12 protein-coding genes are annotated in these 13,345 nt (G+C 59.4%); 7 read left to right on the top strand and 5 right to left on the bottom strand.

Translation table 11 applies throughout. The annotated features are described in order from the left end of the window. Nucleotides 1-2 precede the first annotated feature (2 nt). Nucleotides 3-755 carry a hydroxyacylglutathione hydrolase gene (gloB, locus tag HYN24_RS06115; RefSeq protein WP_117608426.1) on the top strand — a complete coding sequence of 251 codons (753 nt, stop codon included), beginning with the start codon at nt 3-5 and terminating at the stop codon, nt 753-755. A gap of 9 nt (nt 756-764) precedes the next feature. Here gloB and HYN24_RS06120 read toward each other — a convergent pair whose 3' ends face one another. After that, the gene (locus tag HYN24_RS06120; protein WP_117608427.1) at nt 765-1,157 is read right to left on the bottom strand and encodes a response regulator; all 393 of its coding nucleotides are present in this window, start codon (nt 1,155-1,157) and stop codon (nt 765-767) included. Between the two features lie 4 nt (nt 1,158-1,161). Then, entirely contained in the window at nt 1,162-2,103 is a 942-nt protein-coding gene (locus tag HYN24_RS06125; protein WP_117610228.1) for a diguanylate cyclase domain-containing protein, read from the bottom strand. A gap of 235 nt (nt 2,104-2,338) precedes the next feature. On the opposite strand from HYN24_RS06125, the gene HYN24_RS06130 reads away from it, so the two are divergent. The 6 genes from HYN24_RS06130 to HYN24_RS06160 all read left to right on the top strand — a co-directional run bounded on the left by HYN24_RS06130 (nt 2,339) and on the right by HYN24_RS06160 (nt 11,259). Beyond that, a complete protein-coding gene (locus HYN24_RS06130) occupies nt 2,339-5,755 on the top strand; it encodes a DUF748 domain-containing protein (protein WP_117608428.1) in 3,417 nt (1,138 codons plus the stop codon). A 7-nt stretch (nt 5,756-5,762) separates the two neighbouring features. Beyond that, nucleotides 5,763-7,094, top strand: coding sequence for a DNA recombination protein RmuC (locus tag HYN24_RS06140; protein ID WP_205421453.1), 1,332 nt, complete (start codon nt 5,763-5,765; stop codon nt 7,092-7,094). Further along, complete coding sequence (locus HYN24_RS06145) at nt 7,078-7,509, top strand: DUF3293 domain-containing protein (protein WP_117608430.1); 432 nt, start codon at nt 7,078-7,080, stop codon at nt 7,507-7,509. Before HYN24_RS06140 ends, HYN24_RS06145 begins: the two co-directional genes overlap by 17 nt. Next, complete coding sequence (locus HYN24_RS06150) at nt 7,506-9,887, top strand: serine/threonine protein kinase (RefSeq protein ID WP_117608431.1); 2,382 nt, start codon at nt 7,506-7,508, stop codon at nt 9,885-9,887. The genes HYN24_RS06145 and HYN24_RS06150 overlap by 4 nt, the downstream gene beginning before the upstream one ends. Before the next feature lie 83 nt (nt 9,888-9,970). Beyond that, a complete protein-coding gene (locus HYN24_RS06155; protein WP_117608432.1) occupies nt 9,971-10,909 on the top strand; it encodes a nucleoside recognition domain-containing protein in 939 nt (312 codons plus the stop codon). 44 nt (nt 10,910-10,953) lie between these two features. Next, complete coding sequence (locus HYN24_RS06160) at nt 10,954-11,259, top strand: hypothetical protein (protein WP_205421454.1); 306 nt, start codon at nt 10,954-10,956, stop codon at nt 11,257-11,259. A 66-nt stretch (nt 11,260-11,325) separates the two neighbouring features. On the opposite strand, the gene HYN24_RS06165 is transcribed toward HYN24_RS06160, so the two are convergent. The 3 genes from HYN24_RS06165 to prfB form a co-directional block, all read right to left on the bottom strand. Then, on the bottom strand, nt 11,326-11,802 hold the full coding sequence (locus HYN24_RS06165) for a VF530 family DNA-binding protein (RefSeq protein ID WP_117608434.1): 477 nt from the start codon (nt 11,800-11,802) through the stop codon (nt 11,326-11,328). A 103-nt stretch (nt 11,803-11,905) separates the two neighbouring features. Beyond that, nucleotides 11,906-12,241, bottom strand: coding sequence for a cupin domain-containing protein (locus HYN24_RS06170; protein ID WP_205421455.1), 336 nt, complete (start codon nt 12,239-12,241; stop codon nt 11,906-11,908). Continuing rightward, nucleotides 12,238-13,342 (bottom strand): peptide chain release factor 2 gene (gene prfB, locus HYN24_RS06175; protein ID WP_117608435.1). Its coding sequence is split into 2 segments (ribosomal slippage): nt 12,238-13,260 and nt 13,262-13,342, totalling 1,104 coding nucleotides; the frame shifts between segments, so codons are not numbered across the junction. The genes HYN24_RS06170 and prfB overlap by 4 nt, the downstream gene beginning before the upstream one ends. Nucleotides 13,343-13,345: the final 3 nt, after the last annotated feature.

Below are 13,345 nucleotides of genomic sequence, written 5' to 3' on the forward strand. Positions count from 1 at the left end.
ATATGGAAATCTCGTTCATTCCCGCATTCAAGGACAATTACATCTGGCTGCTGACCGAGGGTAAGCGCGCCGTCGTTGTCGATCCTGGCGATGCCGGGCCGGTCATTGCCCGTCTGGAGGCCGATGGTCTGAAGCTGGAAGGCATCCTGATCACGCATCACCATGCCGATCACCAGGGGGGCATCGGCGAACTGCGAGCACGTTGGCCAGTCGATGTTCATGCACCCGGAAATGAGGCTATTTCAGGCGGTACCCGCCCACTTTATGGTGGAGAGCGGATCGATATGCTCGATCAGCAGGTCGAAGTGATTGCCGTTCCCGGTCACACCCTGGGGCATCTCGCCTACGTCGCGCCGGGCGCGCTGCTATGCGGCGATACGCTGTTCGGTGCGGGTTGCGGCCGCCTGTTCGAGGGTACGCCAGCCCAGATGTCGGCCTCGCTTGATCGCCTGGCTGCCTTGCCGGACGAAACGCGGGTCTATTGTGCTCACGAGTACACCGAAATGAATCTGCGATTCGCCCTGGCCGTCGAGCCGCAAAATGCCGCCTTGCGGGCCCGCGTGGACAAGGTGGCGGCGTTGCGGGCGGCTGGGCTGCCCAGCGTGCCGTCGACGCTTGGCGAGGAAAAGGCGACCAATCCATTTTTGCGGTGTGCCGAGCCGACCGTCATCAAGGCAGCCCTGCAGCAAGGGGCAACGAGTCAGGAAAAAACGGATATTTTCGCCGCCATTCGGGCCTGGCGAAACAACTTCTAGGGCTAACTTCTAGGGCTTGGCCTGGCGGACGCGGCTGCTGACCTTGGCCAGCGTGTCGAGGACGCGGGCAGCGTTGAATGGCTTGATGATGAAGCCGCTGGCCCCGTTCTGGATCGATTCCTGAACCGTTTCCGGGTCGGAATTGCCCGTCACCATGATCACTTCGGTGGCCGGATTGCTCACCTTGATCTCGCACAGGGCATCGATGCCGTTCTTCTCCGGCATGATCACATCCATGCAGACGATGTCCGGCTTCAGGCGTTTGACGATGTCGATCGCCAACTGTCCGTTGTTGGCTTCGCCGACCACGTCGTATTCTTCACCGCGCAGCATGGCCCGCAGGATGCTGCGCATCATGTCGTTGTCGTCGGCAATGACGATGGAAATGCGTTTTCTGGCCATTTTCTTATGCGGCGTCTGCCCGGCAGACGCGATCCCTTCCTTCGTGTTTGGCCCGATAGAGTGCCTTGTCGGCGGCCTGGATGAGATCGTCCGGCGGGTTGTCGAAACCGGGGGCGGCCGAGGCAATGCCGATGCTCAGGGTGACAATGTGGTTGGGCGAGGCGGCATGCGGGATATTCAGGGCGCGGACGGCATGGCGGATTTTTTCGGCCACCATCAGTGCGCCGCCGACGGTTGTTTCGGGCAGGACAACGGCAAATTCCTCGCCGCCGTAGCGGGCCACAATGTCGGATGGTCGTTCCGTATGCTGGCGAATGGCATTGGCCACCTGGCGCAGGCAATCGTCGCCGGCCTGATGACCGTAGGTATCGTTGTATAACTTGAAGTGGTCGACGTCGCACATCATCATCGCCAGGCTGTTTGAATGGCGGCGTGCCCGACGCCATTCAACCGAGATCGCTTCGTCGAAGTAGCGCCGGTTGGCGACGCCGGTCAGGCCGTCGCTCGATGAAATGCGGACCAGCTCCTGGTTGGCGGCATCAAGTTTGCGGGTAACGGCAAGCAGCGAGGCACGCATCAGGACCAGTCTCTGCATGGCCCTGATCTTGGCACCGAGGACGACTTCGCTGATCGGCTTTTGCAGATAGTCGTCACCCCCGGCGGCAATGCCTTGCTCGACGTCGGAGTCGTCGCCGAGTGACGAGAGAAAGATGATCGGCGTCCACTCACCGGGCTTTTCCATGGCGCGAATACGCCGGGCCACCGAAAACCCGTCAAGATCGGGGAGTACCACGTCGAGCAGTACGAGGTCGGGATGATGTTCGGCAAACATGGCGACGGCATCTTCGCCACGTTCAGTCGACAGCGCCGTGGCACCGAAGCGCTCGACACGGTGGGTGAGCATGACGCGGTTGGAGCGACTGTCTTCGACGACAAGAATTTTCATGATGCCTGCCAAGCCTTGATACGTGCAGTCTAGCGGCATTGTCGCTGGAAGAAAACAAAGTTCGTGCCGGCCGGGTTGACGACGGTCAAGGCGCCGCCATTCTCGCGAGGTGCGTTGGTTTGTCGAACATTCGGGTGGCGTACGTAAAGTTCAGGCGCATCCGTGTTTCTGGCCATCTTTCCGGGCTGTCGGTGTGCTAAATTTCGTGGTTATAAAACAAGAAAGGCAAAATATCATGGCCGAGCCGACCGCCAGCAATCCAGCATTGATGTCACGTCTGACTGAGGCGCTGAAATCACCGCGTACCAAGAGAATTGGCAAATGGGTGGCGGCTATTTTTGTGCTCGTCGGCGTACTCGGTTTTCTGGCCGCGCCACCGCTGCTCAAGTCGGTGTTGCAGAAGCAGCTATCGCAGCAGTTGCATCGCGATGTCAGTATCGAAAACATCGATATCAATCCCTATGGTCTGTCCGCCAGGGTCAGTGGCCTTTCCATCAAGGCTGAGGGCGGCAAGGAAGTGGCTGGCTTCGACGAGCTTTTTGTCAACGTCTCGTCGGCGTCCATTTTCAACCTGGCCGCCGTGGTCGACGAAGTGCGCCTGCAGGGCCTGCGCCTTGCCGTATCACGCGTTGGCGAGGGGCGTTACGATATTTCCGATCTGCTTGATGAGTGGATGAAACCCAAGGACGAGCCGGATACCGGTACGCCGCGTTTTTCGATCAACAATATTCAGCTGATCAACGGCAAGATCGTTTTTGACGACCAGCCCAAGGGCAAGTTGCATACGGTCAGCGACATCAATCTGGCGCTGCCCTTTGTCTCCAGCCTGTCGTATCAGGCCGACGTGCTGGTCAAACCGTCGTTTTCAGCCAGCATCAATGGCTCACCACTGGCGTTGACCGGTGACAGCAAGCCGTTTTCACAGACACGTGAAAGCCAGCTCAACCTTGATCTCGATCGCTTCGAACTAGCTGTCCTCCAGCCATACCTGCCTGATTCGCTGCCTTTCCGGTTGAAATCGGGAACGCTCGATTCCGAATTGAAGGTCATGTTCAAGGAAGTTTCAGACAATGTTTATTCGCTTTCCGTAGTCGGTGCCGCCCATGTTTCCGGTTTGGCTGTTACGGAAGGCGACGGCCAGCCTCTAGTTGGCTGGAGGCGCCTTGATGTTGAACTCGACAATGTTGACCCGATCAACAGCAAGATCGCCGTCAAGCGGGTCGGGCTCGACGGGCTGGATGTAGCGCTGGCCGTTAACAAGCAGGGTGAATTCAATGTCCTGCGTGTCGCAGACAAAATGACCGCGCCCGGGCCGACGGTGGCAGCACCAGCACCAAAGCCGGTCGCCGGCAAACCCTTGGCGTGGTCGCTCGGCGAATTCGCCCTGAGCGATGGCCTGATCCGCTGGCACGACGAGTCCACGCCGACCCCGGTGGCTGGCGAGGTGCGCAAGTTGCAGGTCAGTGTCGGCAAGGTCAACAGCAAGCTGGTCGAGCCGATCGAGATCGGCGAAGTCAGTTATCAGATCGATCTTGGCGAGCGTTTCCGCGTTGAGAAAATGGCCATCAAGGGCATCAAGGTCGACCTGCCGTCGCATCGCGTCGCCATCGCCGAAGTAATCAATAGTGGTACCCGCGCCCGCATGCTGCGCAACAAGGCGGGGCAGATTGAATGGGTCAGTTCGCCGGTGCTCAAGGTGGTCCGGGCGACCAATACCCGCAACGACGGCAAGGCCAGGGCAGTTGCCGAGGCGGAGGGAAAGCAGGAGTGGATCGGCAAGGTCGGCAAGCTGGCTATCGATGACCTGGGATTCCGCTTTGAGGATCGTTCTCTGGATCAGGTTGCCGTTCAGGAAATCGAGGGATTCAATCTGCTCGGCGAGGAGCTGACCAACGAACCCAACAAGAAGGGCAGGATTTCGCTCAAGGGCAAGATTAACAAGAAGGGCAGCCTCAATGTCGATGGCGCCCTGCAGATCTACCCGCTTGATGTGGCCGTCAAAGTCGAGACGATAGCTATTCCGCTGGTGCCGCTGGAGCCCTATTTCGGCCAGTTCCTCAATATTTCGCTGACGCGTGGTCTGGTCTCGAACAAGGGTGAGGCGACAGCAAAGCTCGAGCCCTCGGGCCTGAAGGCTGGTTACAAGGGATCCTTCACGCTGGGTGATTTTGTCGCCGTCGACAAGCAAAACAGTGCTGATTTTCTCAAGTGGAAATCGCTTTACTTCGGGGGCATCGACTTCCGCCTCGAACCGCTGGCGATCAATGTGGCCGAAATTGCGCTGAGTGACTATTTTTCACGCCTGATCCTCAACAAGGACGGCAAACTCAATGTTGCCGATATTGTCAGGAAGCCGGCGGGCGAGTCCCGGCCGGCCGAGGTCAAGGCAGAAGCGAAGGCAGAAGCCAAAATTGAAAGCATGGATGACACCAAAGTTGCTGCCAAGGATGCCGCACCAGCCAAGCCGGTGATCCCGATCAAGATCGGCAAGGTCACCCTGCAGAATGGCACGGTCAATTTTTCGGACCTCTTCGTCAAGCCCAATTATTCGGTCAATCTGAACCGCTTGGGCGGTCGCGTGACCAATCTGTCGTCGGCGGCCGATACGGTGGCCGATCTGGAACTGCGCGGCCGGTATGGCAATACGGCCCCGGTGCAGATATTGGGCAAGCTCAATCCGCTCGCCAGCAAGCCCTATCTCGATATCAAGGCTGAAGTTAGCGGGGTCGATCTGGTCGGTTTCTCGCCGTATTCGGGTAAATATGCCGGCTATGCCATCGAGAAGGGCAAACTGTCGCTGAGCGTCGCCTACAAGCTCGAAAACAACCAGTTGACTGCGGAAAACCGATTGTTCATTGATCAGTTTACCTTTGGCGAAAAGGTTGCCAGTCCGGATGCGACGACCCTGCCGGTCAATCTCGCCATTTCGCTGCTCAAGAACAATCGCGGCGAGATTGATCTCAACCTGCCGATTTCCGGTTCGCTTGACGATCCCCAGTTCTCGATTGGCGGGCTGATCGTCAAGGTCATCGTCAATCTCTTCGTCAAGGCCGTGACTTCGCCTTTCGCCTTGCTCGGTTCGATGTTCGGCAGTGGCGATGAACTGTCCAATATCGAATTTGCCGCCGGTCGGGCGACGCTCAACGATGCCGCCGGCAAGAAGCTTGAAGCGATGGCCAAGGCGCTCAACGAACGCAATTCGCTGAAGCTTGAAATCACTGGCCGGGCCGACCTCGAGATTGATCGGGATGGTGCCAAGCGGGCCGCCCTGGAGCGTGCCATGCAGGTCGAGAAGCTCAAGGACCTCAAGAAGGCCGGCGAAGGCCGGTCACTGGATGAGATCGAGATTTTGCCAGAAGAAAAAGCGACCTACCTGACGCGGGCCTACAAGGAAGCCAAGTTCCCGAAGCCACGTAACGTGGTCGGTTTGCAGAAGGATTTGCCGGTCGAGGAAATGGAAAAGTTGATGCTGACCAACCTGCCGGCCACCGACGAGGATATCAAGGCGCTGGCCGGGCGCCGGGCCGAGGTCGTACACACCTGGCTGGTTGAGCAGGGCAAGGTGCCGCCGGAACGGGTTTTCCTGTTGCCGCCCAAGGTTGGGGCGGATGACAAGGGCAAGGCCAGTCGTGTTGATTTTTCGCTGAAATGAGCCAGGCATGAGCGAAACGATGGGATTGGCGCTGATCGTCGGCGTAGTGGTGGTCATCCTGTTGCAGGTTGCCTTGCTGTTGCGCGGCAACCGGCGGCAGGACGAGGAACGTTTCCGGGCGCAGCAGGAGGCGCAGGAAAAGGGGCTGATGCGGCTGGAGCGCGAACTGCGCGAGGAACTGGCGCGGGGGCGGCGTGAGGTGGGCGAAGAGGCTTTCCGTGATCGTGAGGAAAGGGCCCAGTCGTCAAGTCTGCTCGGGCAGAGTCTGACAACCCAGGTCAGCCAGTTCGGCGCCTCACAGGCTGAGCGGCTGGAAGCCTTTGCCCGTGAATTGAGCCGCTTTTCGCTCGGTCTCGACGAACGTTTCGAGCGTCTCAAAATCGCTGTCGAATCGCGCCTGTCGGCGATCCAGGCAGATAACGCCAACAAGCTCGAAGAGATGCGCCGAACGGTCGATGAAAAACTCCATGCGACACTGGAACAACGCCTCGGCGAGTCCTTCAAGCTGGTCAGCGACCGCCTGGAGCAGGTGCACCGCGGTCTTGGCGAAATGCAGACGCTGGCGGCCGGTGTTGGTGATCTCAAGCGGGTCCTGACCAACGTCAAGACACGTGGCACCTGGGGCGAGGTTCAACTGTCGGCCCTGCTTGAACAGTTGCTGACGGCCGAGCAATTCGGCAGCAACGTGGCGACCAAACCGGGCAGCAACGAGCGGGTTGATTTCGCCATCCGTCTGCCCGGCAAGGATGACGGCGCCGTTGTCTGGCTGCCGATCGACGCCAAATACCCGATCGAGGATTACCAGCGCCTGCTCGATGCCCAGGATCGCGGCGATCCGGCCGGGGTGGAGGAGGCCTCGCGGGCCATCGAAACCCGACTCAAGAGCGAGGCCAGGAGTATTCACGAAAAATATGTCTCGCCACCCCACACCACCGATTTTGCCTTGCTCTATCTACCGCTCGAGGGGCTTTATGCCGAGGCTCTGCGCCGTCCGGGGCTGGCCGAAGCCCTGCAGCGCGACTGGCGGGTCAGCCTGACCGGGCCAACGACGCTGGCCGCCATGCTCAACAGCCTGCAGATGGGCTTCCGGACGCTGGCCATCGAGCAGCGCTCAGCCGAAGTATGGGCGGTGCTCGGGGCGGTCAAGACCGAATTCGGCAAGTTCGGCGAGGCGCTGGCCCACACCAAGAAAAAGCTGGATGAGGCGAGTAACAGCATCAGCAAGGCAGAAACCCGGACCCGGCAGTTGTCACGCCGGCTCAAGGAGGTCGAGGCGCTGCCGGTGGCCGAGGCCGAACAATTGATAGGTGTGGTGGATTTCGATGGCGAAGACGAGTGAACTGGAAGTCGCCTACAAGGCGACGACATACCGCGTATTTCTGCCCGGTGGCATCTGCGAACTGCGCATCGGCCAGCCCTGCGAAACCTTGCGCTGCTGGCTGGAAACGGCTGACAGCACTGAATTTGCCCTGATTACGGCCCATAACCCGGCGGGGCAGCCGCTGGACGCAGCGACCAACGCCGAACGCCAGTCGCAGTTGGAGTGCGACCTGCTCGAAGGCAACTACGAACCCTACGTGGCGCAACACCAAGCGGATGGCGACGACTGGCCGAATGAAGAAAGCTGCTTTGTCCCCGATATTTCAGCCGAGGATGCCTGCGCACTGGCCGCCGATTATGGGCAGAACGCCATTATTTGCGGTGGCACCGATGGCATTCCCCATCTGGTCTGGATAGAAGATTGCGAGCAATGAGCCAAAAAATAGGCCGTTTCGAACTGCGGGGCGAATTGGGGCGTGGTGCGCAAAGCATTGTTTACCTCGGTTTCGACCCTCAGTTGCAACGCGAAATTGCCATCAAGACCCTGCATTTCGCCAGTCCGGACCCGGTCCATAAAGGCCTGTTGCTCGACGAGGCGCGTACGGTCAGCCGCTTGCGTCATCCCGGTATCGTGCCGATTTTCGAAGCCGGCGAGCAGGACGGGGATCTCTATCTCGTCTTCGAGTATGTGCCGGGCAAGAGCCTTGGCGAGTTTCTCCGGCAGAGTGGCGCCTTGCCGCCGGTCAAGGCCATATCAATGGTGCGGCCGATTCTCGAGGCGATCGCCTATGCCCACGGGCAGGGTGTCATTCACCGTGATCTGAAGCCCTCCAATATCCTCCTCGATGACAATGGCCGGCCACATGTCATGGATTTCGGTATCGCTGCGCGGGTGGATGCTTCGGCTGATGCGGCCGACCGGATAACCGGGACGCCAGCCTACATGGCACCGGAGTACATCCTGCGCCGGGAGAGCAGCGAACGTTCGGATATTTTTGCGGCCGGCCTGATTCTTTTCGAAATGCTGACCGGACAGCGGGCGGTGGTCGGTGACACTCCGGCCGCGATGATGCAGCGTCTGGCCAGGGATGAAATAAGGTTGCCTCAGGATGCGGCGGTCGACGAGTCCCTGAGTGCCATTGTGCACAAAGCACTGGCGCGCGACCCGCAGTTGCGCTTTCAGACGGCGACCCAGTTTGGTGAGGCGCTGGACCGCTATCTCGATCCTGAGGACGACGTTGTGGCGAGCCCCGGCGGTCGCCAGGCAACGCTTGAGTTCCTGTTGCGGCGCATGCGCCACAAGAGCGACTTCCCGGCGTTGTCCGAGTCGGTCAGTACGATCAACCGGATCGCCAACAGCGAAACGGAGAGCATCGACAAGCTTTCCAACGCCATCCTCAAGGATTTTGCCCTGACCAATAAGCTGCTGCGTCTGGTCAATTCAGCCTATTTCCGGCAGGCGGGCGGGGGCAGCATCAGTACCGTGTCGCGTGCCGTGATCGTCCTCGGCTTCGAGGCCGTGCGCAACATTGCCATTACCGTTCTGCTCTTTGATCATCTGCAAAACAAGGCCAATGCCAACCAGTTGAAGGAAGACTTCCTGCGCGCCAACATGGCCGGCGTGCTGGCCAAGGATATTGGTGCGACGGCGCACCTGCGTGATCTGGAGCAATCGTTCATCTGCTCGCTTTTTCACAGCCTCGGACGTTTGCTGTCGCAATATTATTTCCCGGAGGATGCCGAAGAAATTCGTCGCATCATTTCCCAGAAGGAGTGCAGCGAGGAATTGGCGGCGAAGCAGGTGCTGGGTATTTCCTTTGAGGAGATGGGAATTGCCGTGGCTCGCCTGTGGGGCTTCCCGCCTCTGATCGTATCCTCAATGCGGCGTCTGCCGGCTGGCTCGATCAAGAAGCCGGTCGACCTTGAAGACCGTTTGCGCATGTTGTCCGGATTTTCCAACGAGTTGTGCGACGTCATCGCCCTGGCCACCCCCGAGTTGCGCGATCCGGAGCTGAAGAAGGCTATGGCGCGTTATGCCGACGCCCTGACACTTGGCCGTAACGAAGTCATGCAGACGGTGCAGCGGGCGGTCGAAGAAGTGACCGATTTTGCCCGCATCATCCAGCTCAATCTGCAGCAAACGACATTTGGCAAGCAGATGCGTTCGTTTGCCGAAGCCGGGGCGACAGACAAGATGGTTGTCGATGACCCGAATGGCAGCGATTTTGCCGATAGCACGGTGATCAAGGAGGGCGATCCGCTGGGTGGTGTTCACGGTCTTCCCGGCGGCCCGGAGGTCGATGCCCAGGCCGTTCTGACAGCCGGCATTCAGGACATCAGCAACACCCTGATTGACGGTTTTCAGCTCAACGACATTCTCCGTATCATTCTCGAAACCATGTATCGGGCCATGGGTTTCAAGCGGGTTGTGCTGTGCATTCGTGATGCCAAGGCCGGGGTAATGCAGGGGCGCTTCGGCTTCGGGCCGGAGGCCAATGAGGTGGCCAGGGCATTCCGTTTTCCGCTCAGCTTTACCCCCGATATTTTCCATGCCGCGACCTCGAAGGGGGTTGATCTGCTGATCAGCGACATCAACGACCCCAAGATTTCCACCCGCATCCCGGACTGGTATCGCAAGGCCGTGCCAGCCAATTCTTTTGTCCTGTTTCCGCTCAACATCAAGGGCAGTCCGGTGGCGCTGATCTATGCCGACCGCGATGAGCCGGGTGGTATTTCGATTCCCGAGAAGGAGTTGCAGTTGCTGCGCACCCTGCGTAATCAGGCCATTCTCGCCATCAAGCAGGGGTCTTGAACGGGAAATCCCGGGCTGGGAGGGGCGTGGCAAGGGAAATCGCCAATCGGGGATAAGGCGATAGCAATGTAATAATCCGGGCCATGGAAATTCTCATCGATATCATCCTCAAGGCGGGTCGTTCGGCCATTGAATTGGCCTTTTTCGTCCTGCTGCCGGTCATGGTCGTCATGCTTTCCCTGATGCGCCTGCTCGAGGCACGCGGCGTCCTTGACTGGCTTGTCGGCCGTCTGGCCCCGCTTCTAAAACCGCTCGGCCTGACCGGGCTGGGCGTCTTCGCGGCCCTGCAGATCAATTTCGTCAGCTTCGCTGCACCGATGGCGACGCTGACCATGATGGAGCAGCGCGGCGCATCGGATCGCCACATCGCTGCCACGCTGGCCATGGTCTTTGCCATGTCGCAGGCCAATGCAGCCTTGCCGATGATGACCATGGGCCTCAATCTCGGCCTGACCCTGACCTATTCGCTGATTGGTGGCCTGACCGCCGCGGCGGCAACCTATTACCTGTTTGGCCGGGCTTTGTCGGATCGCGAAGGGCAGCTCGATGAAACGCTACAGCATCCGGTTGCCGAGAGCGCCAAGGGTGTGCTCGACGTCATCAACCGGGCTGGAGCCGAAGCCTTTCGACTGTCCACCGGGGCCATTCCGATGCTTGTGCTGTCGCTGGTCATTGTCACCGCCTTGCGGTCTGGCGGTGCCATCGATGCCCTGACGCAACTGCTGGCGCCGCTACTGGCGTCGGCTTCGATCGACAGTGCCTTGATCCTGCCAACCCTGACCAAGTACATGGCGGGCGGGACGGCGATGATGGGGGTCATGGACGAGATGCGCAAGGCCGGCCAGATCAGCATTGATCTGCTCAATGCCAGCGCTGGTTTCCTCATTTCGCCCTTCGATCTGCCGGGGGTGGCCGTGCTGATTTCGGCCGGGCCACGTATAGCGGCGGTGTGGAAGCCGGCCGCCCTCGGTGCCTGTATCGGTATTGCAGTACGCACGGTCGGACATATACTGGCTGTATGAACCGACGCACACTTTCCCGTTTGATCGTAGCGGCCTGTAGTGGCATGCTTCTAGGCACCGCTGTGGCGGCCCCCGTCAATCTGCTGGGTTTCGACGACATGTCCTGTGTTGCCTGGAACAAGGCCAAGGACGATCCCGACCAACGCACCGCCTACGTTGTCTGGGTGCGAGGCTTTCTTACCGGGCATAACTACGCCTTGCCGAACCAGCAGGTGTCGAGTATTTCGAGTGGCACGATCGAGGTGCAGATCAATCGTTATTGCTCACGCAATCCGGCTGGCCAGTTCAGTGAGGGGGCGATGCGCCTGAGCGACGAGTTTTCCGGGCGCAATCTGCCGGTCAGGAAATAGTGGGGATTCGTCCCGGCGTTTAGATGACCAGGCCCATGGCTGATCCTGGTATGTCCTGAAAAAGACCTATTTTCGCCACTTCGCCCAAGGGTCTGTGTCGCCCTGAACAGGTGTTCTTGAGCGATTTGTTACACCTTTTTCCGGGCGGGGGCGGCGGCCCTTGTTCTCGTCATGCTCGGCCGCTTTCCTGGCCCGCTTTTCGGACAGGCGCTCGGCATCTTCCAGGCTCAATTCAGCCGGCTTTCCCGGTATTTGACCCGGTGGAATAATGCGATCCCTCGGCGGCAATTCAAACTGATCGTCAGATGCACGAGGCAAGCTCTTGAATTTGTATAAATAAAACCCTTCAACCTTCTCGCGCGCCCAATCCGTCTTTTTCAGGAACTTCACACTGGAATCAATGCTAGGGTTTTTATTGAAGCAGTTGATATTCAGGTAGGCATACAGAATCTCAAAACCGTAATGGCTAACGATTTCGGTTACTACCTGTTTCAGGCTAATGCCATGCAGCGGGTTGCTGGCAAAATTTATATCGACATTCATGGAAGCACTCAAACAAGCTGTAGGTTGAACATTGTACCTGTCGCGGCCAGGACGAGTGTGGCAGCGAGTAGGGCGTTAGATCGGGTTGAGATACCCGAAATGGTCAGGCTGCCGAGTAATGGACAGCCAGCCAGATGGTGGTCTGGTCGGGGTCTGTCCATTCGATGCGGTGGCGGCAATGCGGGGCGATGTCGATGAAATCGCCAGGACCCAGTGCAACGGGCTCAGGCATGTCTTCAAGGCGCAGCCTTGCCCGGCCTTGCAGAACGGCGACCCATTCGCCCTCAGGCTGGTCGTACCAGAAACCTGGCGGACTGCTCTGGCCAGTCGACACGATGCGCTCGATGCGCAGGCCGGGGCGGCTGAGCAGTTCGCTGAATTGCTCGTCAAACGTGGCAGTTGACGGCAATCCGGCGAACAGGCTGGTTGGGGTGGTCACACGCCCTGTTTCAGGCTGGCCTCGATGAAGGGATCAAGGTCGCCGTCAAGTACGCCCTGGGTGTTGCCGGTTTCGTGGTTGGTGCGCAGATCCTTGATGCGCGACTGGTCGAGCACGTAAGAGCGAATCTGGTGGCCCCAGCCGATGTCGGACTTGGCGTCTTCGAGCTTTTGCTGTTCGGCCTGCTGCTTGCGCAGTTCGAACTCGTAGATGCGGGCGCGCAGCATCTGCCAGGCTTCGTCACGGTTGCGGTGCTGCGAGCGGTCGTTCTGGCACTGGACGACGATGCCGGTCGGGACGTGGGTCAGGCGCACCGCCGAGTCGGTCTTGTTGATGTGCTGGCCGCCGGCGCCGGAAGCGCGGTAGGTGTCGGTGCGCACGTCGGCCGGATTGATGTTGATTTCAATCGAGTCATCGACTTCCGGGAAGACGAAGACCGAGGTGAAACTCGTGTGGCGACGTGCCGCCGAGTCAAAGGGCGACTTGCGGACGAGGCGGTGAATGCCGGTTTCGGTGCGCAGGGTGCCGTAGGCGTAGTCGCCCGTGAACTTGACGGTGGCGCTCTTCAGGCCGGCTACGTCGCCTTCCGATTCTTCCATGACTTCGACGGTGAAGCCCTTCTTTTCGCCGTATTTCAGGTACATGCGCAAGAGCATCGAGGCCCAGTCCTGGGCTTCCGTGCCGCCGGCGCCGGCCTGGATTTCCAGGAAGCAGGGCATGGGGTCGGAGGGGTTGTTGAACATGCGGCGGAATTCGAGGGCGGCGACCTTGGCTTCGAGATCGGCGTTATCGGCCTCGACCGAGAGCAGGGTTTCTTCGTCGCCGTCTTCCTTGCCCATGTCGAACAGTTCGCGGCCATCGCTGAGGCCGGCGGCAACTTCCTCGAGGACGAGCACGATGTTTTCCAGCGACTTCTTCTCGCGACCGAGTTCCTGGGCGCGCTTGGCGTCGTCCCAGATCTTCGGGTCTTCCATCTCCTGGGTGAGGAGGGTCAGGCGCTCGCGTTTCTGATCGTAGTCAAAGATACCTCCGCAGCTCGGCGGCGCGCTGCGCCAGATCGTCGAGCTTGTAGGAGATGCTGTTGATGTGTTCGGCTTCCATGGC

It is taken from the genome of Dechloromonas sp. HYN0024 (assembly GCF_003441615.1).
In the GTDB taxonomy this organism is placed as follows: Bacteria; Pseudomonadota; Gammaproteobacteria; order Burkholderiales; family Rhodocyclaceae; genus Azonexus.